Origin of the sequence: Polaromonas sp. (genome assembly GCF_036676035.1) — a bacterium.
Classification (GTDB): domain Bacteria; phylum Pseudomonadota; class Gammaproteobacteria; order Burkholderiales; family Burkholderiaceae_C; genus Polaromonas.
Window position 1 is genome coordinate 60729 of the sequence record NZ_JAKFDR010000055.1, and the last position, 22678, is coordinate 83406.

Annotated in this window: 21 protein-coding genes; 5 read left to right on the top strand and 16 right to left on the bottom strand. The window is 61.8% G+C overall.

All coding sequences use genetic code 11. The annotated features are described in order from the left end of the window. Positions 1-112: 112 nt before the first annotated feature. From fabF to V6M61_RS08725, 12 genes are all read right to left on the bottom strand, one after another. On the bottom strand, positions 113-1357 hold the full coding sequence (gene fabF / locus V6M61_RS08670) for a beta-ketoacyl-ACP synthase II (RefSeq protein WP_332776162.1): 1245 nt from the start codon (positions 1355-1357) through the stop codon (positions 113-115). 50 nt (positions 1358-1407) lie between these two features. Beyond that, positions 1408-1647, bottom strand: coding sequence for an acyl carrier protein (acpP, locus tag V6M61_RS08675; RefSeq protein WP_048441207.1), 240 nt, complete (start codon positions 1645-1647; stop codon positions 1408-1410). A gap of 165 nt (positions 1648-1812) precedes the next feature. Continuing rightward, on the bottom strand, positions 1813-2559 hold the full coding sequence (gene fabG / locus V6M61_RS08680) for a 3-oxoacyl-ACP reductase FabG (RefSeq protein ID WP_332776163.1): 747 nt from the start codon (positions 2557-2559) through the stop codon (positions 1813-1815). Beyond that, a complete protein-coding gene (fabD, locus tag V6M61_RS08685; protein ID WP_332776164.1) occupies positions 2560-3519 on the bottom strand; it encodes an ACP S-malonyltransferase in 960 nt (319 codons plus the stop codon). It lies immediately after the preceding gene. A 101-nt stretch (positions 3520-3620) separates the two neighbouring features. After that, positions 3621-4280: a hypothetical protein gene (locus V6M61_RS08690; protein WP_332776165.1), complete on the bottom strand. Its 660-nt coding sequence runs from the start codon at positions 4278-4280 to the stop codon at positions 3621-3623. Beyond that, on the bottom strand, positions 4261-5604 hold the full coding sequence (locus tag V6M61_RS08695) for a sialidase family protein (protein ID WP_332776166.1): 1344 nt from the start codon (positions 5602-5604) through the stop codon (positions 4261-4263). The genes V6M61_RS08690 and V6M61_RS08695 overlap by 20 nt, the downstream gene beginning before the upstream one ends. Beyond that, a complete protein-coding gene (locus V6M61_RS08700) occupies positions 5601-7763 on the bottom strand; it encodes a GtrA family protein (protein ID WP_332776167.1) in 2163 nt (720 codons plus the stop codon). The genes V6M61_RS08695 and V6M61_RS08700 overlap by 4 nt, the downstream gene beginning before the upstream one ends. Beyond that, on the bottom strand, positions 7750-8985 hold the full coding sequence (locus V6M61_RS08705; protein WP_332776168.1) for a glycosyltransferase family 9 protein: 1236 nt from the start codon (positions 8983-8985) through the stop codon (positions 7750-7752). Before V6M61_RS08705 ends, V6M61_RS08700 begins: the two co-directional genes overlap by 14 nt. A gap of 201 nt (positions 8986-9186) precedes the next feature. Further along, positions 9187-10164, bottom strand: a complete 978-nt coding sequence (locus V6M61_RS08710) for a beta-ketoacyl-ACP synthase III (RefSeq protein ID WP_332776169.1) — start codon at positions 10162-10164, stop codon at positions 9187-9189. 26 nt (positions 10165-10190) lie between these two features. Continuing rightward, positions 10191-11297: a phosphate acyltransferase PlsX gene (plsX, locus tag V6M61_RS08715; RefSeq protein ID WP_332776170.1), complete on the bottom strand. Its 1107-nt coding sequence runs from the start codon at positions 11295-11297 to the stop codon at positions 10191-10193. An 85-nt stretch (positions 11298-11382) separates the two neighbouring features. Next, complete coding sequence (rpmF, locus tag V6M61_RS08720) at positions 11383-11565, bottom strand: 50S ribosomal protein L32 (RefSeq protein ID WP_293604244.1); 183 nt, start codon at positions 11563-11565, stop codon at positions 11383-11385. 190 nt (positions 11566-11755) lie between these two features. Beyond that, on the bottom strand, positions 11756-12298 hold the full coding sequence (locus V6M61_RS08725; protein ID WP_332776171.1) for a YceD family protein: 543 nt from the start codon (positions 12296-12298) through the stop codon (positions 11756-11758). Between the two features lie 70 nt (positions 12299-12368). Between V6M61_RS08725 and V6M61_RS08730 the strand changes: the two genes are divergently transcribed. After that, positions 12369-12971, top strand: coding sequence for a Maf family nucleotide pyrophosphatase (locus V6M61_RS08730; protein WP_332776172.1), 603 nt, complete (start codon positions 12369-12371; stop codon positions 12969-12971). After that, positions 12968-13735, top strand: a complete 768-nt coding sequence (locus V6M61_RS08735) for an SAM-dependent methyltransferase (RefSeq protein ID WP_332776173.1) — start codon at positions 12968-12970, stop codon at positions 13733-13735. The genes V6M61_RS08730 and V6M61_RS08735 overlap by 4 nt, the downstream gene beginning before the upstream one ends. An 87-nt stretch (positions 13736-13822) precedes the next feature. On the opposite strand, the gene V6M61_RS08740 is transcribed toward V6M61_RS08735, so the two are convergent. The 4 genes from V6M61_RS08740 to V6M61_RS08755 all read right to left on the bottom strand — a co-directional run bounded on the left by V6M61_RS08740 (position 13823) and on the right by V6M61_RS08755 (position 17146). Further along, a complete protein-coding gene (locus tag V6M61_RS08740) occupies positions 13823-14905 on the bottom strand; it encodes a S49 family peptidase (RefSeq protein ID WP_332776174.1) in 1083 nt (360 codons plus the stop codon). A gap of 9 nt (positions 14906-14914) precedes the next feature. Continuing rightward, positions 14915-15286: a Rieske (2Fe-2S) protein gene (locus tag V6M61_RS08745; RefSeq protein ID WP_332776175.1), complete on the bottom strand. Its 372-nt coding sequence runs from the start codon at positions 15284-15286 to the stop codon at positions 14915-14917. Between the two features lie 12 nt (positions 15287-15298). After that, on the bottom strand, positions 15299-15958 hold the full coding sequence (locus tag V6M61_RS08750; protein ID WP_332776176.1) for an HAD family hydrolase: 660 nt from the start codon (positions 15956-15958) through the stop codon (positions 15299-15301). Positions 15959-16027: 69 nt separating this feature from the next. After that, on the bottom strand, positions 16028-17146 hold the full coding sequence (locus V6M61_RS08755) for an RluA family pseudouridine synthase (protein ID WP_442957753.1): 1119 nt from the start codon (positions 17144-17146) through the stop codon (positions 16028-16030). 619 nt (positions 17147-17765) lie between these two features. Between V6M61_RS08755 and V6M61_RS08760 the strand changes: the two genes are divergently transcribed. The 3 genes from V6M61_RS08760 (at position 17766) to V6M61_RS08770 (ending at position 22657) form a co-directional block, all read left to right on the top strand. Then, on the top strand, positions 17766-20819 hold the full coding sequence (locus V6M61_RS08760; RefSeq protein WP_332776177.1) for an Rne/Rng family ribonuclease: 3054 nt from the start codon (positions 17766-17768) through the stop codon (positions 20817-20819). 273 nt (positions 20820-21092) lie between these two features. After that, positions 21093-21692, top strand: coding sequence for a TetR/AcrR family transcriptional regulator (locus V6M61_RS08765; RefSeq protein WP_332776178.1), 600 nt, complete (start codon positions 21093-21095; stop codon positions 21690-21692). A 152-nt stretch (positions 21693-21844) separates the two neighbouring features. Next, positions 21845-22657: an oxidoreductase gene (locus V6M61_RS08770; protein ID WP_332776179.1), complete on the top strand. Its 813-nt coding sequence runs from the start codon at positions 21845-21847 to the stop codon at positions 22655-22657. The last annotated feature ends 21 nt before the right edge of the window (positions 22658-22678 follow it).

Here is a 22678-nt window from a genome sequence, read left to right on the forward strand (position 1 = left end):
GCGAACGCCCCAGCGGATAGACAACCGGCGGGGCGTTGTGCAGGGCCAAAACAATCAGTGGCAGCCGGGACTGCGTGTGAACAGGCGTGCGGACAGGCCACGATCGCGTGCATCAAGCACGCTTGAACACCAGCGTGCCATTGGTTCCACCAAAACCAAAGTTGTTCTTCATGGCCACGTCGATTTTCAGGTCGCGCGCCGTATTGGCGCAGTAGTCCAGATCGCACGCCGGATCCTGGTTGAAGATATTGATGGTCGGCGGGCTCTTCTGGTGGTGCAGTGCCAGCACGGTGAACACCGACTCAATGCCCCCCGCACCACCGAGCAGATGCCCGGTCATGGATTTGGTGGAATTGACCACCGTTTTCCTGGCGTGGTCGCCCAGAGCCGCCTTGATGGCATTCGTCTCGTTGAGATCACCCAAGGGGGTGGAAGTGCCGTGGGCATTGAGGTAATTGACCTGGTCGGCGTTGATGCCTGCATTTTTCAAAGCCATCACCATGGAGCGGCGGGGGCCGTCCACATCGGGCGCCGTCATGTGGTACGCGTCACCGCTCATGCCGAAGCCAGCGACTTCCGCATAAATCTTCGCACCGCGCGCCTTGGCATGCTCGTACTCCTCAAGCACCAGCACACCACTGCCCTCGCCCAGAACAAAGCCATCGCGGTCCTTGTCCCAGGGACGGGAAGCGGTTTTGGGATCATCGTTGCGCGTCGACAGCGCGCGGGCTGCGGTAAAACCACCGATACCCAGCGGAGACATCGTCGACTCGGCGCCGCCGGCAACCATCACGTCGCAGTCACCATACTCGATCATGCGGGCAGACAGGCCGATGGCGTGCAAGCCTGTGGTACAGGCCGTCACCACAGCAATGTTGGGGCCCTTGAAGCCGAACTTGATCGACACATGGCCCGAAATCATGTTGATGATGGAAGCCGGCACAAAAAACGGCGACACCCGACGCGGGCCGCGGTTCACCAGTTCGTCGCGCGTTTGTTCGATCATCGGCAAACCGCCGATGCCCGAGCCGATATTGCAGCCAATGCGCGTGGCCAACTCGTCCGTCAGCGCCTCGCCCGTGGGCAGGCCGCTGTCGGCTACCGCTTGGCATGCCGCAGCGAGCCCCAGGTGAATGAAACGGTCCATGTGCCGGGCTTCCTTCTCGGGAATGTAATCCCCGATGTTGAAACCCTTGACCTCACCGGCAAATTTGCAGGCGAAATTACTCGCGTCAAACTGCGTGATCAGGTCAATGCCGGATTGACCGGCCAGCAAATTGGTCCAGCTCTCAGCCGCCGTGTTACCCACGGGGCTGATACATCCCAGACCTGTCACAACAACGCGGCGACGGCTCATGCGCAAATCCTGAAAAAATCCCCAAAAGGCATTGAACTGCCTTTCAGGTTTTAGGCCTTTTGATGGGTGTTCGCGTAGTCAATCGCGTTCTGGACGGTGGTGATCTTCTCGGCGTCTTCGTCGGGAATCTCGATGCCAAACTCGTCTTCCAGGGCCATGACCAGTTCTACGGTGTCAAGCGAGTCAGCGCCCAGATCAGCCACGAAGGCTTTCTCGCTGGTGACTTGGCTTTCCTCCACGCCAAGTTGCTCGGCAATGATTTTCTTAACACGTGCTTCGATATCGCTCATAGTTCCCTCTGAGGGTTGTGAAATGAATCCGTGATTTTAGCTGCGCTTGGAGCGATTTCCCTAGACAGCCGGCCGGACGGATAAAAACCAGCCCTGATTTGCGCGTATTTCACTTGGCTCAAGCTGCCAGTTTGGCAAGCTTAGCAGGCAGATACGTCGAATTCTTTACATATACATCCCGCCGTTCACGTGGATTTCCTGTCCGGTGATGTAGCCGGCCTGCGGGCTGGCGACAAATGCCACCGCATGTGCAATATCCTGCGGTTTGCCCAGATGACCCAGGGGAATTTGCCCCAGCAGCGCTTTTTGCTGCTCTTCGGGCAGCTTGGCCGTCATGTCGGTCTCAATAAAGCCCGGTGCGATGCAGTTCACCGTGATGTTGCGCGAACCCAGCTCGCGCGCCAGCGCACGCGTCATGCCCGCCACGCCCGCCTTGGCAGCCGCGTAATTGGCCTGACCAGGATTGCCGGACGCCCCCACCACCGAGGTGATGCTGATGATGCGGCCATAGCGCTGCTTCATCATGGTGCGCATCACGGCACGGCTCATGCGGAACACCGCCTTCAGGTTGGTGTCGAGCACCGCATCCCAGTCCTCGTCCTTGAGGCGCATCGCCAGCATGTCGCGCGTAATGCCGGCATTGTTGACCAGCACCTGCAAGCCCCCGTGCTCTTTCACGATGGCGTCGATCAGGGCCTCGGCAGCGGCTGCGTCGTTCACGTTGAGGTTTTTCCCGGCGCAGCCAGGAAATGCCGCCAACGCCTGGCTGATCTTGGCCGCGCCCTCGTCGCTGGTCGCGGTACCCATGACCTTGAGGCCTTTTTGGGCCAGTTCCAGCGCAATAGCCGCGCCGATGCCGCGCGATGCGCCCGTCACGAGGGCAACTTGCCCTTCAAATTTGATATCGCTCATTTATTTTGCTGCTCCTAATAAAGCTTTGGCTTCAGCCAGACTGGCCGGATCAAACAGTGCAAGCCCGGTCAATTGCGCATCAATGCGCTTGACCATGCCGGCCAGTACCTTGCCGGGACCGCACTCCACCAGCGTCGTCAGCCCACGGGCCTTGATGGCCTGCACGCACTCGACCCAGCGCACCGGTCCAAAGGCCTGCTCATAGAGGGCCGCACGAATGCGGTCCGGCTCGCTTTCCACGGCCACTTCAATGTTGTTGATGACGGGAATCTGCGGCGCGGCAAAGGTCACCGAGGCCAGCTTCTCCTTGAGCTTTTCAGCGGCGGGTTTCATCAGGCTGGAGTGAAACGGCGCCGACACGGGCAGGGGCAAGGCACGCTTGGCGCCATGGGCCTTGAGGACTTCACAGGCTTTTTCCACCGCGGCCTTGCTGCCGGCAATCACGGTCTGCAGGGGGTCGTTGAAATTGACGGCCTCCACCACCTCGGATGTATTGATCCCAAAAGTGCGGACCGCTTCCGCACAGCCGGCAATGACTTTGGCCGCCTCCATGCCCAAAATGGCGGCCATGGCACCCGTCCCGACAGGCACCGCGTCCTGCATGGCCTGCGCCCGAAAGCGCACCAGGGGTGCCGCCTGTGCCAGCGTCAAAACGCCAGACGCCACCAGCGCCGAATATTCACCCAGCGAATGCCCGGCCACCACGGCAGGCGCCACCCCGGTCTCGGCCATCCAGACACGGTAAGCCGCCACACCGGCCACCAGCATCACAGGCTGGGTGTTGGTGGTCAGCGCCAAGGCTTCCTTGGGGCCTTCCTTGATCAGCCTGGCAACGTCTTCACCGAGTGCATCGGACGCTTCCCGAAGTGTCTCCGCCACAACGGCATGCTCGCCCCATGCGTCCAGCATGCCCACGGACTGGGAGCCCTGGCCCGGAAAAACAAAAGCAAATGAATTCAACTGATTGCTCCGATAAGGAATGAATGGAAAGCGTAACCGCTGATTTTAAGAAACTGCCGGCTGACCGGAAGATGGAAGAAAAGAGAACATAACCATCCAGATCAGCCTTGCACCGGCCTGCCCGGCTCAGGCGCCGGCCGCTTCAAACGCAGTGCCAGTTTTTGCCATGCTGCAACACCGCACTGAAAGATCGCCGCCACTGACAGCCATGGATCGAGCAGGTAATCCCACAAGTTCGTGGATTCGAAAACTCCGGCAACCCACGCCAGCAAAGCCAGGGCAACAGCGGCTGGCAGCACCAGCCAGCCCCGCCGCAAGAACCAGAAAGAAACCACGCCCAATGCTGCCAGCATGGCCGGCTCACCCCAGCCAAGCCGGTAAGAGTCCCAATCCCCCAAGCCCAAAGCCATGGGGTACAAAAACACGGCGGCCGCAACCACAACCCCGCTGAGGGCCAGTCGTTCATTCTTGACAATGGCAGGCCAGTCGAACAATCGCTGCCCCAGACCCACACAGGCCAGCAGCACGAGCGTGATGCTCAGATCCGAACTGATGCCCCTGACGTAAGCGACTACCGGCAAGCGCAGCGGGCCGATCGGGCACCAGAGCAGCACCAGGCCAATCACCGCGATCCAGCGTGCCCAGTTTCTCTGACCAGGCCAACGGCGTGGCATGCCGGGCGCCAGCAAGTGCACCACACCCGCACAGAGCACCAGGCTGATGCCAAGCAGCGCCACAAAATCAGTGAGAGGTGGCAGCACGGGCTGGTTCCAGGGTGCTGGGCATCGCCTTGGGATCAAACCACACATGTTTGATCCGGGCGCGATGCCAAGTGTAGAGAAGGTGAACGGTGCCGTCGCGGGCCTGCAGCAGATAGGGGTAAGAAAACTCCTGCGAACAAGTCTGGCTGCCGCACAGTTGCCGGCTGGCGCTTTCAATAAACTGCTGCGCCTGGCTTTCGCTGGCGCCCTGGGCCCTAAGCTCCCGGTCCAGCAGGCCAGCATAGCCTGCCCTGGACAGCCGGGTTTGCGGTGTCGGCGAAGACGCCACCATGAATGGGCGCGCCCCGTTGAAGGTCTGCCCGGTTTGTGTTTGCAGCAGTGCCAGTACTTCCCGATCTCTGGGGCCTGGGTTCAAGGCCAGCCACTGGGTACCGGAATGGGTGACCACCCCCGCCAATGCCGAGTCCGGGTTGGGCCAGGCCGTTGCAGACGCCGTCGCCCACGTATTGCCGGCATCCTCTGTCTTTGAGCTCATCAGGGATTGCGCCAGGCCGGAGCGCATATAGACCTGCGCCTGCTGCGGCCCCGTCACCAGAACCACCGGTTGCAGGTGGGTGCGGCTGCCTGGAATGCGAACTTTGTCCACGACCTGGCCATGCTGGTTGATCTCGAGCACCTCGCCCAGTTTGGTCAGGAACTCGTGGTAGACAGGCAGCCCGATAGCGCCATCCTGGCGAACAAAAGGCGCCCCTTTGACCAGCGTGCTGACATTGAGAAAAGGGGAAGTCACCAGCCGCCGAGGTGCACTCCAGCTCTGGCCTTCGTCTTCGGAACGCGCCCAGGTGATGGCGCTGCCGGCCCACCCGCCCAGAGAGACATTGACCATCCACAACCACAACGAGCCATCCGGCGCCCGGGCGATGACCGGGTTGCCCACTTTGCGAACGTAGCGCCAAAGGCCTTTTTGCAGTGTCTCGCGATCGTACAAAATGCTTTCATCACCCCAACGGAAGGTCACCGGGTCCATCACGGCACTGCGGATGGCCACATCGCCCGCCCCTTCGCGGGAGCCCGAGAACCAGACCGCCCGCAGACGGCCGTCACGCAACTCCACCAGTGAAGCCGCATGAACAGCCAGGCCAGGAACTGAAGAAACAAAGCCGGCCCCGAAGCCGGCATGCCCAGTGGATGCCGTCTGGGCAACGGTCTTTAGCAAAAACGCTGGCTGATCAGCCGCAGGACCAACAGGGCTCAATGGCGCCAATGGCTGGCGCTGCAGCGTTTTCCAACCCGCCAGCGCCAATGCCAACGCCAGCAACACGCCCAGCAGCAAACGCAACTTCGACTGGAGGGGCCGGCTCATCGGCAGGCGCCCAGAACGGCAGTCGGGGTGCCACGGGCATTGGCGCCGCTTTTCACCAGCCACTCCCGTATAAAAAGATTTCCCTCAAATTCGCCGCGCAAAATGCCCTTGAGCTCAGCGCTGCTATGGCGCGTGCGAAAGCCCAGGCGCGAGCCCACCACCTCGCAGTCCGAACACTGCGGCGCAGGGTCGGAAACACCGGTACGCCATACAAAAAAGTCCGCCCTTTCCGACAGCCCCTTTTCAGTCTGCGGCTCCAGGCTCTGATAGCCCAGGATGCGGGCGGCCGGCAAGGAAAATTGGGCCTCTTCATACTGCGCCCGGAAATTGCAGGGTATGGCAACCGTTTTACCAGCGACCCGGGATTGCGCATCGGGTGAAAAATCGGAACGGCTCAGGGGCGTGACCAGACAGGCGAACGACGCAAAGACACCCACCGCGGCAGCCAGCAGAAAATAACGCGTCAACCGGGACGAGAGCACACCGGCAAAAGCCGTGAAAATCGTCAGGCCCCAAACCAGCGCCGTGAACCATCCGAAATGGACTACGCTGGCGTTTGCATTGAGGGACCAGCCCAGAAAAATCAGGCCCGACATCATGGCCAGCGCCAGCAGGTGCGCGCTGACGAATGACCAGCGCGCCAGCGCCAGCCAATTCAGCGCCAGCAGCACGGCAATGGCCGGCATCACCGGAATGAGGTAGCGAGCCGAGCGCTGGCTGGGCAGCGCAAAGATGACGAACCACACGATGACCCACAACCACAGCCACTTCTGCGCTGGCGGCAGCTGTTTTCGCTGGCGCCACGCATGCACCAGCAAGGCGGCCCATGGAAAGAGCAGCAAACCGGCATTGCTCAGGAAGGCTATAAACAGCGTTCCCACACCACCATCGCCGATCAATAAATTTTTCAGATAAGCACTGCCGTCCGCGTCCAGCTTGCCGACATTTTCACCCAGCACAAATTCGCGCCAGACGTCTTGCGGTTGGGGATCCAAAGCGAACCAGAGCCCGAAAACCAGCAGCGCCAAAACGCCACTGGCCAGCCATTTGGGCGCATCGAGCGCCAGGCACTCGCGCCAATTCCAGTTCCTGCGCGCCAGGCACATCAGGCCCAGGCTCGCTGCCGCGGGCACCAGCAAGGCGAATGACTTGTACAGCGACGCAACACCCCACATCAGGCCCACCAGCAGCGGCATGCGCCAGCGGGATTCAAATGCACGCTGGCCATTGCCCAGGAGCCAGGCCAGCGGGGTGAAAAGCCAGAAGACCTCGGGCGCGGTCGTCAAGAACGGGCGTCCGTAACGGTAAGTCGATAAAAACGCCAGCCAGCATAAAGCGGCGATCCAGCCGGTCGGCGTACTGCAAGCCAGGCGGGCGGCCAGCCAGCCCACCACCCAGGCCGTGAGCAAGGTGTACAGCACATTGGGCGCCCGCAAACGCCACGCCTGCCACTGCCCTCCCCAATCCGTGCTCACCATTCCCTGCCAGAGCAGCAGCGGGGGTTTGGTGTTGCGCATTTCATTCAGTTCGGACTTGAGGGGCAGCCACGCCCCCTCCCCGGCCGTCACGCGGGTAATGTGGAAGTAGACGTTTTCATCACCGTTTTTCGGGATGTAGCGCGATTCAATGCCGGAAAAATAAACACCCACGGTCACCAACGTCAGGGCCACCAGGCTGGCTTGCAGAATTCGCTTGTTTTGCTGGCCGGCGACTTCGGCACGCGCAAAAATCCAGATGTCGTTGATGAAGTAGTTCAGCCCCGCCGCCAGCACAATGGCGATGGAGGCCGCCACCAGGTAATGCACGTATACACCCAGCCACTGCACGCAAATAAGCTGCAGTGTGATGCCTATCAATCCGGCCACCGCATAGCGGATGAACTGGCCTGCAACGGCCACCCCGGTTTCCTTGGGCCGGTCTACCCAGGTCCAGTAACGGTTCCAGCAAAAATTATGTGCCGTCGCCGCCGTGATGGCCAGCAATTGCGCGGCAAACAGGCGCAGGCTGAGTGAGTCAAGCCCGCGCAGCAGCCATTCCTGAGCAACATAGAGAACCAGCAGATTGACCAGCGTCCCCAGCCCTCCAACCACGGCGAATCGGGAAAACCGCCAGCCCAAGACCTTGCGCTGCAGGCGTTGAAAGGACTCAAGCCCGGGCATCGGCGGGTTCTGTCAATTTTTGCATCGCCACTGCCATGATCTGGGCCGGTGTGATGCGCTTGAGACACTGGTTGTCGCCATCGCAGGGCGACTGCCTGTGGTTGTACGCCGTCAGGCAGGGAGAGCACGGATGCTGCTCCAGATGAATCGAAATGCTGCGCGGCGTCAGGGAGCCGTACAAGACCGGCGTTTCAGGGCCAAACAAGACAATGGAGTCAATCGGCGTCATGGCCGCAAACTGGCCAGGCCCGCCGTCGTTGGTGATCAGCAGTTGCGCGTGATGAAACAGCACCAGCAACTCGCGAACATTGCGGGTGTAGCCGGTCAAATCCAGACAAAACTCGCTGCCCGACATCTTCACAATGTCCTGAGCCAGCGCTTTGTCGCCGGCAAGGCCAATCACGGCGACCGTACGGCCACTGGCTATCAGCTTGCGGCAGATTTCCGCATAGCTCTCAGCAGGCCAAGCACGTATGGGCAGGATACCTCCGCCCGGATAGATCAGGACCAGCTCACGGCCTGTGGTGGCCGCAAAGTTCTGGTTCAATTTGCTTTTCGATTGCCCGATTTCGGCGGCCGTCACCTCCAGCTTGGGTAGCTGGAATGTTTTGGCCAGGGGCGCGGCTGCGTTCTTGTTGCTGGGCTGGGCGTTGTCGTCCCATGACTGGGCGAGCCCCAGAAACTGGTCGGCAATGTGCCGGTAAGGGTTGTACAGCACACGGTGGGTGATGAAAGTACCCCGGTACAAGCCTTCCTGTGCGTAACGGAAAAACCCGGACAGCTTGCGGGCGCCACTCAAAAACGAAAAGATGGCGCTGATGCGGGCAAAGAGTTCGCAGTCAATCGAGACATCGATGTTCAGCTGCCGCATGCGCCGTATCACGCGCAGGCTGTCGATGCACAGTGTAGAGGCCGACTTGTCGCGAATCGTCAGCACATGGGCGGCCGGCATGACCTTCATCAAATCCAGCACCTCACGGTTTTTCTCAAAAACCAGGGCATACAGTTCCGCGTTGGGATGCTGCTGCCTGAGCCAGGAGAACATGGGGTAAGCCAGCACCAGACTGCCCATTTCGGACAGAAGAATCACCAGAATCCGCTCGACCGGCTTACCCTTGGCCGCCTGCCGGGCACGGCCGGGGCGCCAGGCCAGCACGGAAAACAGTGCACAGAGGGGTACACCCACATACCGGTCTATCGCACGTTGCAGCTTCAGGTTCATAGTTAAGGTTACACAAATCTCAAGCGGTTGGGCGTCTTGTCATGGATCGCAAACTGTCAGGGCCTGCCGACCTGCCAGACATGGCGCCAGCAGGAGGAGCAAAGGGACAGTCCGGCACCAAAGCAAAGCAAGCAAGACGGGCACGAAGGGCTCTCTCTGCAGGCCCGCATCACTAACAGACTATCTGGACTATCTGCGCGCTTAAAAATCAAGCAGGACGGCGCCCCAGGTGAACCCGCCACCCACGCCTTCGAGCATCAGGGTGTCGCCCTTCTTGATCTTGCCACTGCGCACCGCGACATCGAGCGCCAGCGGTATGGATGCAGCCGAGGTGTTGCCGTGCTCATCCACCGTGACGATGAGTTTTTCGAGTGGCAATTTCAGTTTCTTGGCCGTACTTTGCATGATGCGGATGTTGGCCTGGTGCGGAATCAGCCAATCGATGTCGGCGTCGGTTTTGTCCGCTTTGGCCAGCGCGGCGCGGGCAGCGTCTTCAAGCACCCCCACAGCCAGCTTGAAGACGGCCTGGCCGTCCATCTTGAGCAGCGGATCGCCCAACACCTGGCCACCCGACACATGGCCCGGCACGCACAAGATATCGACATGCTTGCCATCGGCGTGCAGGTCGCTGGCCAGAATGCCGGGCGTGTCGGACGCTTCCAGCACCACGGCGCCGGCACCGTCGCCAAACAGCACGCAGGTGGTACGGTCCGAGAAATCAAGAATGCGCGAAAACACTTCGGCGCCAATCACCAGGGCCTTGCTCGCCGATCCGGTGCGGATCATGGCGTCGGCCACCGTCAGCGCATAGACAAAGCCACTGCAGACCGCCTGCACGTCAAACGCCGGGCAGCCGGCAATGCCGAGCTTGTTTTGCAAAATGCAGGCCACCGACGGAAACACCATGTCGGGTGTTGACGTGGCCACAATGATCAGGTCAATGTCCTGGGCGTCCAGGCCCGCAGCCTGCAGGGCATTTTTGGCGGCTTCCACAGCCAGATCGCTGCTGCACACATCAGGCGCGGCAAAGTGGCGGGCCCGGATACCGGTGCGCGCCACAATCCATTCGTCGGAAGTTTCAACGCCTTTGGTGGCCAGTTCGGCAGCCAGTTCGGCATTCGTCAAGCGGCGCGGCGGCAGGTAGCTGCCAGTGCCTGTGATACGTGAATAACGGGTCATCAATCGGTGTGCGGGGGTTGATCGGGTCATCCGGTGGTTGCAACGTCTGAAATGACCGCAGCGGCCACCTCAGGCATGACTTCCGGTAAAGCGCCTGCCTCTGCCTTGACCAATAAAGGCGCAGCATGGGCAATGCGATCACGGACCCTGTCCAGCAAGTTGTTACGAGCTGAATCATAAGCCCGATTCAAGGCTCGCTCAAAAGCAAAGGTATCTGCAGAGCCATGGCTTTTAAACACCAGGCCGCGCAAGCCGAGCAAGGCCGCACCGTTGTATCGCCGGTGATCAACGCGGTTTTTAAATGCAGATAAAACCGGATAAGCAACGATGGCCGCAATTTTTGTGAATATATTGCGCGAAAACTCGGCTTTGATGAATCCGCCAATCATGCTGGCCAGGCCTTCACTGGCTTTCAGCGCCACATTTCCCACAAAACCATCGCACACCACGATGTCCGTGGTGCCTTTGAAAATATCATTGCCTTCGACGTTGCCGTAAAAATTCAAATCGCCGGAGTTGGCAGCAGATCGAAGCAGCTCACCAGCTTTTTTGATGGTTTCACTACCCTTAATGGCTTCCTCTCCGATGTTGAGCAGACCCACGCTGGGCGCTGGCTTGTCGGAAATGGCGGCCACCAGCGCCGAGCCCATGACGGCAAACTGCAACAAATGGTCTTCAGTGCAATCAACGTTGGCCCCCAGATCCAGCACCGTCGTCTCGCCGCCCGCAGCGTTGGGCAACTGGGTGGCGATGGCCGGACGGTCGATGCCATCCAGTGTTTTGAGTACGTAGCGGGCAATCGCCATCAGGGCGCCGGTGTTGCCCGCAGACACGGCTGCTTGCGCCAGGCCATTCTTGACCTGCACAATGGCAACCCGCATGGACGAGTCTTTTTTGCGACGCAGGGCATTTTCAATCGAATCATCCATGGTCACCACTTCGGTGGCGACGATGATTTGACAGCGGGGATGCGACTGAAGGCGGGAAAACTGGGCTTGCGCCGCCAGCGCAGCGGGCTGCCCAACCAGCAAAAGCGAGGCTTCGGGGTGGTTTTCCAGAAAGGCCAGGCTGGCAGGCACGGTGACCAAGGGGCCAAAGTCCCCGCCCATGGCGTCGACAGCGATTCTGATCATGGCAAGACCAGTGCAGTCAAAAATTGGGGTTTCAACAAAACAAAGGCCCGCAGTATGAGTGCGGGCCAGTCTTTAAAGCGCGGAATTACGCTTCAGTTTTGGTTTTCAGCACCTTGCGGCCACGGTAAAAACCAGTGGGGCTGATGTGGTGGCGCAGGTGGGTTTCGCCGGTGGTGGATTCCACAGCGATACCAGGCACGGTCAGTGCGTTGTGCGAGCGGTGCATACCGCGCTTTGAAGGTGACTTTTTGTTCTGCTGGACGGCCATGATCCGCTCCTGAGGGGTATAGGGTTGGTAAATTACGCGAAACCCTTCAGAAGGGCGTCTGCGCCAAGCCTTTGATTATAGCGTGATACGAGCTGACTTTCCAGCATCGCCTTTATTGCTACCCCATGAGGGCTTGCCAGGTCCGCTTTTTACCCCTTCGGGAACGCGGCAAAAAAGCAATTCTTAATAACTACTTCTTACCCTTCAACTGGGCCAGCACCGCAAAAGGATGGGGTTTTTCAGCGGCATCGGGACCGATATCCCCTTCACCCGCGCTCAGCACAGGCGCCACAGGACATTGCTCATGCATGGGCACCAGGGGCAAGGCCATCAGCAACTCGTCTTCCAGCACCGCCAGCAGGTCAAATTGCGGCTCCATCACCAGCAAATCCTCTTCGGACTGATCGTCTTCGGTCATGGCAATGTCTTCATCGGCCACAAAGCGGTACCACTGGTCCACCTCCAGCGGCATCGCCACCGCCCCCATGCAGCGCTGGCAGGTCAGCGGCACCGTGGTTTGAGCCTGCAGGTGCAGCCAGATCTGGTCATCAGCGCCGGCCTGCGGGCGCAGCTCGGCGCGCGCCTGCCAGCTCACCACGGAATCAGGCGCCAGCCCATGCGCTTCCTGCGCAAGGCGCTCCAGATTTTGTAGCAAAGTAGTTTCAAGCAGTGGCGTGCCATCCTGGGCAAAGGCCTGCATATTGAGCCGGTTGGCTTGGAGTTTTCTCGACATGGCAGCAGTGTAAGAGAATCGGGGCATGAACCCCGCGCCTTCCCTGCCCCCCTCAACGCCCTCCTCCTTGATGAACCGCTCCCTGATTCTGGGCTCCACCTCCCTCTACCGCCGCGAACTGCTGCAACGCCTGCAAATGCCGTTTGAGGTCGCTTCGCCCGAAGTCGATGAAAGCCCGCTGGCGGGCGAAGCGCCTTGGGCGCTGGCCCAGCGGCTGGCACTGGCCAAGGCCCGCGCGGTGGCCGCGGCCTTTCCCGGGGCCGTGGTCATAGGCGCTGACCAGGTGGCGGACCTGCATGGCCAGCCGCTGGGCAAACCCGGCAGCCATGAACGCGCCGTGGCGCAATTGCGCCAGATGCGCGGACAGACCGTGGTCTTTCAGACTGCCGTGGCCGTGGTGTGCCTGGAAAGCGGTTTCGAGCAAAGCGATCTCGCGCCGGTGCGTGTGAAATTTCGCCAGCTCAGCGACCCCGAGATCGAGAACTACCTGCGCGCCGAGCAGCCTTATGACTGCGCCGGCAGCGCCAAAAGCGAAGGCCTGGGCATTGCGCTGCTGGAGTCCATAGACAGCGACGACCCGACCGCCCTCATTGGCCTGCCGCTGATCCGCACCTGCCGAATGATCGCGGCTGCAGGCATTGATATTTTTGCCCGCCCGAAAGCCAGGCCATGACCCGCGCGCCCAAAGGCCGGCTTTACCTGGTGCCCGCGCCGCTCGACTTTGGCTGCGCCGTTCAGGCGCCGCTGCAGGACGTGATGCCGCTGGGCACCCTGCAGCTCGCCGCCCGGCTGTCCTGCTGGATTTGCGAGAACGCCAAAAGCACACGGGCCTATTTGAAGCGCATTAACGAGCTGCAGCCCTTGACCCATGCGCTGCAGTCGCTACAAATTCAGGAGCTACCGCGCGAAGTCCACAAAAAGGGCGATCACGGCGGCAACTTCGATGCCCGCCCCCTGTTGGCCGCGGCCCTTGAAGGGCGCGACATGGGCCTGGTCAGCGAAGCGGGCATGCCCGCCATTGCCGATCCGGGTTCGTCGGTGGTGCGCGCGGCGCATGACCTGGGGATTGAGGTCGTGCCTCTGGCGGGGCCCATGTCGCTGGTGCTGGCGCTGGCCGCCAGCGGTTTGAACGGGCAGAACTTTGCCTTCGTCGGCTACCTGCCGCAGGACGCTGCCGAACGCACACAGCGCATCAAGGCGCTCGAATCGCTGGCTTTGAAAGCCGGGCAAACCCAGCTCTTCATTGAAACGCCTTACCGCAACGCAGCCCTGTTGACGGCCCTGCTGCAAACCCTGCAAGGCAACACCCGGCTGGCGCTCAGTTGCGGCCTGACCATGGACAAAGCGTGGTCACGCAGCGCGCAGGTCAGCGCCTGGAAACGCGACAAACCCAACGCGCCACTGGACTTGCCCACGGTGTTTTGCATAGGCCGCTGAGCCGTGAAACCGCCGGCCTTCATGGCCTTGATGCCTTGATGGCCCCCGAAAAACCTGCCAGGGATTTGGCGAACTTTCAGCAAATGCTCAGCGTATGGCCGGCACGGATTTGAGCGCCTTCATCACGCCCTCGCCCATGGCCGCGCCAAAACGCTTGGCCAGCCGCTCCGCCACGTTTTCGCGACGGGTGTAGTCAATGATTTCCTCGGTCTTGACCACTTCGCGGGCCACGTATTCAAGACTACCCAGGTGGTCGGCCAGGCCCAGTTCCACGGCCTGCTGGCCGCTCCAGAACAGGCCGCTGAACATCTCGGGCGTTTCCTTCAGGCGCTTGCCGCGTCCGGCCTTGACGACGGCAATGAACTGCTGGTGAATCTGGTCCAGCATGGCCTGGGCATAAACCCGCTGCCTCTCGCTTTGCGGGCTGAAAGGGTCGAGAAAGCCCTTGTTTTCACCGGCCGTCACCAGGCGGCGCTCCACGCCGAGCTTGTCCATCAGGCCGGTAAACCCAAAGCCGTCCATGAGCACGCCAATGCTGCCCACGATGCTGGCCTTGTCCACGAAAATCTTGTCGGCCGACACGGCAATGTAGTAAGCCGCCGAGGCACAGCTTTCTTCCACCACGGCATACACCGGCTTTTTGTATTTGGCCTTGAGGCGCAGGATTTCGTCGTTCATCATGCCGGCCTGCACCGGGCTGCCGCCAGGTGAGTTGATCAACAGCACGATGGCCTTGGCGCCTTCGTCTTCAAAAGCGGCACGCAGCGCGGCGTTGACAAACTCCGCACTGGCATCCGCGCCAGCGGCGATTTCACCCTTGATCTCCACCACCGCCGTGTGCGGCGCGGTCACGTCGTTGGTGGGGGCGCCGCGGTGCAGGGCAAACCAGAGCAGGAACACCAGAAACGCCAGCCACGACAGGCGCACAAAGGTTTTCCAGCGGCGCGCGGCTTTTTGCTCGTTGAGGGCTGCAAAAGCGAGCTTTTCCAGCGTCGCCCGCTCCCAGCCCGGGGCCTTGGTGGGGTCGGTTTTCAACTGGTTCTTTGCTATGTTTTCAGGAGCTTCTGGTGCAGGTCCCATGGCGGTTTCGGGCCGATTCTTTTCAGAATCAGGATCTTGGGAGGGATCGGAAAACGGATCGGTGTCGCCGGGACGGTTTGAATCATTCATGGCGGTAGTTTAGAACTCCAGCGGTTTGAGGTTGTAAGCGGTGTGCCAATACACGACACCGTCCTGCTCGGACAGCCTGATTTTGACCAGCCCGCCGTGACAGGGGCCGCCGGCACACTCGCCGGTATCGGGCAGATAAGCCGCGCCGTGGCTGGCGCACAGCAACCACTGGCCACCGTCGTCAAACACCCGGTTGGGCTGCCAGTCCAGCTCCATGGCCACATGGGTGCAGCGGTTCAGGTAGGCATGGGGCCGGCCTTCAAAGCGGATGGCAAAGGCCCGGCAGGTCTGGCCGGCGTAATTGACGTCAAACGGCACGGCCTCGCCACCTTCGAGCAAATCGCGGGTGTTGCAAAGCGCCAGTGCCGGTAAATCACTCATGAATCAGCCCGTTCAGGCGTTTTGCAGCAGCCAGCCCTGCAGTTCGGCCACCGAATGCGCCACATAGCGCGGACTCAGTACGTCAAACGCATCCGGTTCGTGTGCCCCATAGCTCACGCCCACGCTGGGGCAGCCGGCGTTGAGGGCCATCTGCAAATCATGCGTGGTGTCGCCAACCATCAGGACCCGCTCGGGCAGCAGGTCAAACTCGTGCATCAGCTCATTGAGCATGCGCGGATCGGGCTTGCCAGCCGTTTCATCCGCCGTGCGTGAGCTGTCAAACACGCCGTTGAGCGCCGCCACCTGCAGGGCATCGTTGAGGCCTTGCCGGGATTTGCCGGTGGCCACCGCCAGCTTGTGGCCGCGCGCCTTGAGGGCGTCCAGCAAGGGCAGCACGCCCTCAAACAGGCAGATGTCGTTGTAGTGCGCGGCGTAGTGATGGCGGTAGCGCATGCCCAGTTCGGGGTATTTTTCGGGCGGCACGTCGGGCGCGGCGTGGGCCAGCGCCTGCATCAGCCCCAGGCCGATCACATAACCTGCGTCCTTGTCCGTCGGCACGGTGCCGCCCACATCACGCACCGCCGCCTGGATGCAGCGCACGATGATCTGGGTGGAGTCAAACAGCGTGCCGTCCCAGTCGAAGGCAATCAGGTCAAAGTTTCGGGTTTGCATCCGGATATTGTCGCTGGCTTGAAGCCGCGTTGCAGCGCCTGGCGCCCGGTCTTGATACTTGCGGGTCCATCAGGCCGGCGGCTGCAGGAATTGCTGCAAATCATCGGGCAAGGGGGCTTGCAGCTGGACGACTTTGCGGGTCTTGGGATGGCTGAACTTCAAGCTCCAGGCATGCAGAAACATGCGCTTGAGGGACACCCCTTGGGCATTGGTTTTTTGCAGCGCCTTGTTCAGCTCAAAGTCGCCGTATTTGTCGTCCCCGGCAATCGGGTGGCCCTCGCTGGCCAGGTGCACCCGGATCTGGTGCGTGCGGCCGGTCTTGATGGTGACTTCCAGCAGGGTAAAAGGCGTTGCGGGTGCGGCGCTGCAAGCCGGCACGGCCGATTTGACCTTGACCAGCGTGACCGAGCGCATGCCGTCAGGGTGGTCGTTGGCCACCACCCTGACACGGCGCTCGCCATCGGGCAGCAGGTATTTGTGCAGCGCGTTGTCGATCACGCGGTGCCTGGCCGGCCAGGCGCCGCTGACCAGCGCCAGGTAGATTTTGTCGGTTTCGCGCTCGCGAAACTGCTCCTGCAGGTATTTGAGCGCCATGCGCCGCTTGGCAATCAGCAGGATGCCGCTGGTTTCGCGGTCCAGGCGGTGCACCAGTTCCAGAAACGGCTCGTCGGGGCGAGCCATGCGCAGCTGCTCGATCACGCCAAAACTCACCCCGCTGCCGCCATGGACGGCCACGCCGGCCGGTTTGTCAATCGCCAGCAAAAAATCGTCTTCAAACAGAATGGGGAATTCAGCGGGCGGCGCATAACCGCCCACCGTGGAGCTGGCGCCGTGGCGGGCAACCTCTTCGGCCATGGCCTGGGCTTTCTGCTCGGCCCGCTCCGACGTGCGCACCGGCGGCAGGCGCACCACGTCGCCGGCTTCAATGCGCGTGTCGGCGCCGGCCCGGCCCTTGTTGATGCGCACTTCGCCGCTGCGGATGATGCGGTAGACATGGGTTTTGGGCACGCCCTTGAGCTGGCGGATCAGAAAATTGTCCAGCCGCTGGCCCGCCTCGTCCTCGCTGACCGTGACCAGGGTGACCTGCGGCGCCGGTTTGGGGGCCGCGATCGGAGCGGGCGTGACGGGTTCAGGCGCTTTGTGGGGGGCTCTGGGCGGAGAAAACGCGCGGCGAACCGGGGATTTCACCGGTTTCCTTGCCTTGCCTGAACCTGCCCCTATAATGTGTTTCACTAGCGATTCGCTGTAAGTGGTTGATTTGTCTTGAGTTTAGTCCACATACAAATCCATAGACTGCAAACAGCCTTGCTGGAAGGTCGATGCCACTGCGGCAATCGCCCGCAAGCGACGAGTGCCAGGCACCTTGCTTGCTGAGCGTTTTGCAACGCAAACAAGTCGACGTTTTGCGAACACAACTACGGAATATTATGTGTGCAGCCCCGCGGGCTGCATGCGGATCCAAGTGAGACCAGGTCTTTTGATGGTTAGCCTGCTGATAACAACACTGGTTGGACTGATTGCTCCATGCCTGCGGCGCTTTTTCGCCCCGCTTTCTGGCATCAATTTGCCCCCAGCCCTTATCCAGCATGCGCAAACAGCTATTATTTTTATAGCAAATACCCGTTCGACCCCGGCTCACCCCATCCACGCGCCTACGCCCAGACCGCTTCGCTGACTGATTGGTTTCAGTCCAGCCGAGCACGTCCAAAGCTCTCCGGCAATTCCCCACGTTCGCACTGCGTCTGCTTTCGGCATCGTTGGCTCCAAGGAGCCAGGTTGATGTTTGAAATTGAACGAGGAATATCCCATGAAACGGATGCTGATTAACGCCACGCAGGCTGAAGAACGCCGCCTGGCCATTGTGGACGGGCAAAAACTGCTCGACTATGAAATTGAAATCGAAGGGCGCGAGCAGCGCAAAGGCAATATCTACAAGGCGGTCGTCACCCGCGTCGAGCCTTCGCTCGAAGCCTGCTTCGTCGACTACGGCGAAGACCGCCACGGTTTTCTGCCCTTCAAGGAAATCTCCAAGCAGTACTTCACTCCGGGCGTGTCGGTCAGCCAGGCGCGCATCAACGATGTGATCAAGGAAGGCCAGGAACTGCTGGTCCAGGTCGAGAAGGAAGAGCGCGGCAACAAGGGTGCGGCGTTGACCACTTTTGTGTCGCTGGCCGGCCGCTACGTGGTGCTGATGCCCAACAACCCGCGCGGCGGTGGCGTGAGCCGGCGCATCGAGGGCGACGACCGGGCCGAGCTCAAGGAGGCGATGGACCAGTTGGAATACCCGGGCGGCATGTCCATCATCGCGCGCACCGCCGGCATCGGCCGCAGCGCGCCTGAGCTGCAGTGGGACCTGAACTACCTGCTCAAGCTCTGGACCGCGATTGACGGCGCCGGCAAAGGCGGCAAAGGCGCTTTCCTGATTTACCAGGAATCGAGCCTGGTCATCCGCGCGATCCGCGATTACTTCAACAGCGACATCGGCGACATCCTGTTCGACACCGACGACGTCTACGAGCAGGCGCGCCAGTTCATGGCCCACGTGATGCCCGAGCACGAGCACCGCGTCAAGCGCTACCGCGACGACGCGCCGCTGTTCTCGCGCTTCCAGATCGAGCACCAGATCGAGTCGGCCTACGCCCGCACCGTGCAACTGCCTTCCGGCGGCGCCATCGTGATCGACCACACCGAGGCGCTGGTCTCGGTCGACGTGAACTCGGCCCGCGCCATCAAGGGCGGCGACATCGAAGAGACCGCGACCCGCACCAACCTCGAAGCCGCCGACGAAGTGGCGCGCCAGATGCGCCTGCGCGACCTGGGCGGCCTGATCGTGATCGACTTCATCGACATGGAAGAGTCGCGCAACCGCCGCGATGTGGAAAACCGCCTGCGCGATGCGCTGCGGCAAGACCGCGCGCGCGTTCAGTTCGGCACCATCAGCAAGTTCGGCCTCATGGAAATGAGCCGGCAACGGCTGCGGCCTGCGTTGTCGGAAGGCGCCTCCATCCCCTGCCCGCGTTGCGGCGGCTCCGGCCATATCCGCGACACCGAGAGCTCGGCGCTGCAGATTCTGCGCATCATCCAGGAAGAGTCCATGAAGGACAGCACGGCCTCCGTGCTGTGCCAGGTGCCGGTTGATGTGGCCTCGTTCCTGCTCAACGAAAAGCGCTCCGAGATCGCCAAGATTGAGATGAAGCAGCGCATCAACGTGCTGCTGGTTCCCAACAAGACGCTGGAAACCCCCAACTACCGCCTGGAGCGCCTCAAACACGACGATCCGCGTCTGGACAATATCGAAGCCAGCTACAAGATGGCCGAAGAGATTGAAGACCCGACCACCGTCACGCGCCGCAGCCAGGAAAAGCACAACAAGCAGGAGCCCGTCATCAAAGGCGTGCTGCCTGATGTGCCGGCCCCGGTGGCCGTGCCCAAGCCTGAAGCCATCGCGCCAGCGGCGGCCAGGGGTGCAGCGCCAAGCGCGCGGGCCAAGGCGCCTGCGACGCCCGCACCGGCTGAAAAAGGCTTTTTTGCCTGGCTCAAGAGCCTGTTTGGCGGTGCAGAAGCCGCGCCGGTTGCCGCACCCGCCAAAGAGGTGAAGAAGGACGAACGCACCGATGGTCGTCGCGAAGGCCGTGAAGGCCGTGATGGCCGCACCGAGCGTGGTGAACGCTCGGACCGTGGCGAGCGCGGTGGTCGCGACGGGCGCCGTGGTGGACGCGGTCGTGGCGAAGGCCGCGCTGAAACACGCGGCGAGGGCCGCAGTGAAGGCCGTACTGAAGGCCGTGGTGGTGAACGCCGTGAACGCAGCCCTGAGGGCCGCCCCGAAGGTCGCAGCGAAGGCGCTCGTCAGGAACGCCCTGCAGGCGAAACCCGCCCTGAAGGCCAGGCACGCGGTGAAGGCCGTGGTGACCGCGGCCGCCGTGAGCGCGGTGAGCGCGGTGAACGCATTGCGCGTGATGCCGTCGAGCAGGAAGTCGCCTTGGCCAACCAGGCCGCCATGGCTGCCGCTGCCAACACCGGTGACATGGAGCAGCGCCAGGAGCGCCCGGCCCAGGACGTCGGCCGTGATGGCGAGCGCCGTCATGAAGGACGCGGCGAAGGCCAGGGCCGCCGTGAGCGCGGCGAGCGTGGCCGTCGCGGTGAGCGCCGCGGTGAGCGCGCTGAAGGCCAGGAAGCGGGCGCTACCAGCCCGTCGGCAGAAGGTTTCGATGCGCAGGCCATGCCTGCGGCCGCAGCCGTCCCCGCACTGGACGAGGCCGGCAGCCCGCTGGCACCGGTTCAGGGTGGAACGGCTGACGAGCAGCGCCAGCCGCGCGAGCGCCGCAGCCGCGACCGTTATGGCCGCGACCGCCGCGAGCGCAGCGAGCAGGCTGGTGAAGGCGGCGTCACGGCGGATGGCACCGCCCCGCAAGGCGCAAGCTTCGAGTCAAACAAGCCTGTAGCCCGTGAAGAACGTGCGCCAGCAGCTACTGATTTTGAAGCAAGCATGGCGCCAGCAGCACCGCTGGTGGTGCCTCCGGCGCCGCTCCAGCCGGCAGCGGCGCCCGTCGTGGCACCAGTGGCAGCCGCTGCACCAGCGCCCGCCGCGGCTGCGCCGCGCGCCCTGCCCAAAGTGCAGCCCTACAGCCTGCCGCTGCAGGATCTGACCCAGGTGGCCAGCACCTCGGGCCTGCAGTGGGTGAACTCGGACGCCGGCAAGATCGCCGAAGTGCAGGCAGCCATCGCAGCAGAGCCCAAGCCGATTCACGTGCCACGTGAGCGGCCTGCGCTCATCACGCTGGACGAGGGCCCGCTGGTGCTGGTGGAGACCAGGCGCAACCTGGGTGACATCAAGCTGCCGTTTGAAAATCAGGCGCCCTGATTGTTGATGGTGCAGGCAACGGATCAAGTTGCCATATGAGAAAAGGCCCGCATGCGCGAGTCGTTCAACTAAAGTGTTGCATTCAAAATGCCCTCCCTAGCTAGGAGGGCTTTTTCTTTTGTCACTACCGATTTTTGGATCGAGTGACACGGACAGAGTGACATGGGGCCCCAGGCAGCCGGAATCTGACCCCTAAGATGCCCGTTGCGTTTGCGCAGTGCCGACTGACGGCATTGCCAAAAACATCACAGTACGTGTTCTGCGAAAGTGTGTATGATAAACATCATGCGAGATACAAAGCACAACGTCAGAACGGCGGCCAAGGAAGCCTCTCACGAGCGCATCGTGTCCGCAGCTGCGCGGGCGATCCGTCGTAGCGGCTACGACGGTACCGGAGTCGCCGACATCATGAAGGAGGCCGGCCTGACCCATGGCGCCTTCTACGCCCATTTCACCTCGCGCGAGGCCATGCTGGCGGAAGCAGCGAGTCGGGCGTGCGCGGAGTCAGCCGCCGTAGTGGCGGAAGTTGTCGCCAGCATGCCTCCCGAGCAGGCTTTGGCATCCATGCTTCGCACCTACCTCTCGCGGGAGCACCTAGCGCAAGTGGAGCTGGGATGTCCCCTGGCCGCGCTGGGCTCGGAGACGCCGCGCCAGGCCCCCGAAGTACGCCGGGTGACCACCCGGCACATCAAGGAAATGATCGATCTTGTCGCCCGTCAGTCGCCTGACTGGGGGCAACCCGGTGCCCACGAACGCGCCCTCGTGACCGTCGCCACCATGGTGGGCACATTGCTGTTAGCGCGCGCCGTCGACGAGCCCGCGCTATCGGACAGCCTGTGCGCGGCCGCATTGAAGCACCTGCCCCCCGCTTGAATCCACTGAGACACACCGCCTTTTCGTTCGCCCATACATATGATAAACATCATGCGAAATCAACATGCCGCCTGTCAGGCGAGCCCTTCTGTTCGGCAATGCAGCCCGCATGCCGACGAGTCCCGAACCCCACACGCTGAAGGAGAAACGCCATGAACATGAAGAACAAGGTTGCCCTCGTTACGGGGGCCTCCTCGGGCATCGGCGAAGCGACCGCGCAGCGGCTTGCGAAGGCCGGCTGCAAGGTGTACGGCACCAGCAGGCGCGGCGGCCAGGCGGGCCAACGATCGTTCGAGATGTTGCCCCTTGATGTGACCAAGGACGAGTCGGTCGAAGCCGCGGTCCAGAAGCTGATGCAGTTGGAAGGCCGCATCGACCTTCTCGTCAACAACGCCGGCTTCGGGGTCGCTCCAGCCGGTGCGGAAGAGAGCTCGATCGAGCAGGCCCAGTCGATCTTCAATACGAATTTCTTCGGGATCGTCCGGATGACCCGGGCCGTCGTGCCGCATATGCGCCGCCAAGGGGGTGGACGCATCATCAACATTGGCTCCGTGCTGGGTTTCCTGCCAATGCCCTACATGGCGCTGTATTCCGCCACCAAGCATGCGGTCGCGGGCTATTCGGAATCGCTCGACCATGAGCTGCGCACGATGGGCATTCGCGTCACGGTGGTCGAGCCCGCTTACATCAATACGCCATTCGACGCGAACTTGTTGAAACCCGATGCTCCCCTTGAGGTGTATCGCGAAATCCGCGCGGGCGTGGAGAAGCGGGTCAAGGAAGTACTGGTGGGCGCTGATGGGCCTGACGTCGTGGCCGAAATCGTGCTGAAGGCGGCCATGGCGGCGCATCCAAAGATCCACTACGCCCCCGGCCTCGCCAGCCGCATGAGCCTGCTGCGCAGGTTTGCGCCCGCCAGCGTGCTCGATGCAGGAGTTCGAAAAGACCTGCGGCTCGAAGCATAGGCGGCCGGCCGATTCGCAGAG

What these genes read in the sequence shown, in the direction of transcription:
- V6M61_RS08760 (WP_332776177.1), top strand. Translation starts at nt 17,766, where the DNA reads ATGAAACGGATGCTGATTAACGCCACGCAGGCTGAAGAACGCCGCCTG.
- plsX (WP_332776170.1), bottom strand. Translation starts at nt 11,297, where the DNA reads ATGATCAGAATCGCTGTCGACGCCATGGGCGGGGACTTTGGCCCCTTG.
- V6M61_RS08750 (WP_332776176.1), bottom strand. Translation starts at nt 15,958, where the DNA reads ATGCAAACCCGAAACTTTGACCTGATTGCCTTCGACTGGGACGGCACG.
- acpP (WP_048441207.1), bottom strand. Translation starts at nt 1,647, where the DNA reads ATGAGCGATATCGAAGCACGTGTTAAGAAAATCATTGCCGAGCAACTT.
- rpmF (WP_293604244.1), bottom strand. Translation starts at nt 11,565, where the DNA reads ATGGCCGTCCAGCAGAACAAAAAGTCACCTTCAAAGCGCGGTATGCAC.
- V6M61_RS08710 (WP_332776169.1), bottom strand. Translation starts at nt 10,164, where the DNA reads ATGACCCGTTATTCACGTATCACAGGCACTGGCAGCTACCTGCCGCCG.
- V6M61_RS08695 (WP_332776166.1), bottom strand. Translation starts at nt 5,604, where the DNA reads ATGAGCCGGCCCCTCCAGTCGAAGTTGCGTTTGCTGCTGGGCGTGTTG.
- V6M61_RS08705 (WP_332776168.1), bottom strand. Translation starts at nt 8,985, where the DNA reads ATGAACCTGAAGCTGCAACGTGCGATAGACCGGTATGTGGGTGTACCC.
- V6M61_RS08745 (WP_332776175.1), bottom strand. Translation starts at nt 15,286, where the DNA reads ATGAGTGATTTACCGGCACTGGCGCTTTGCAACACCCGCGATTTGCTC.
- V6M61_RS08730 (WP_332776172.1), top strand. Translation starts at nt 12,369, where the DNA reads ATGAACCGCTCCCTGATTCTGGGCTCCACCTCCCTCTACCGCCGCGAA.
- V6M61_RS08770 (WP_332776179.1), top strand. Translation starts at nt 21,845, where the DNA reads ATGAACATGAAGAACAAGGTTGCCCTCGTTACGGGGGCCTCCTCGGGC.
- fabF (WP_332776162.1), bottom strand. Translation starts at nt 1,357, where the DNA reads ATGAGCCGTCGCCGCGTTGTTGTGACAGGTCTGGGATGTATCAGCCCC.
- V6M61_RS08725 (WP_332776171.1), bottom strand. Translation starts at nt 12,298, where the DNA reads ATGTCGAGAAAACTCCAAGCCAACCGGCTCAATATGCAGGCCTTTGCC.
- V6M61_RS08765 (WP_332776178.1), top strand. Translation starts at nt 21,093, where the DNA reads ATGATAAACATCATGCGAGATACAAAGCACAACGTCAGAACGGCGGCC.
- V6M61_RS08700 (WP_332776167.1), bottom strand. Translation starts at nt 7,763, where the DNA reads ATGCCCGGGCTTGAGTCCTTTCAACGCCTGCAGCGCAAGGTCTTGGGC.
- V6M61_RS08735 (WP_332776173.1), top strand. Translation starts at nt 12,968, where the DNA reads ATGACCCGCGCGCCCAAAGGCCGGCTTTACCTGGTGCCCGCGCCGCTC.
- fabG (WP_332776163.1), bottom strand. Translation starts at nt 2,559, where the DNA reads ATGAGCGATATCAAATTTGAAGGGCAAGTTGCCCTCGTGACGGGCGCA.
- V6M61_RS08740 (WP_332776174.1), bottom strand. Translation starts at nt 14,905, where the DNA reads ATGAATGATTCAAACCGTCCCGGCGACACCGATCCGTTTTCCGATCCC.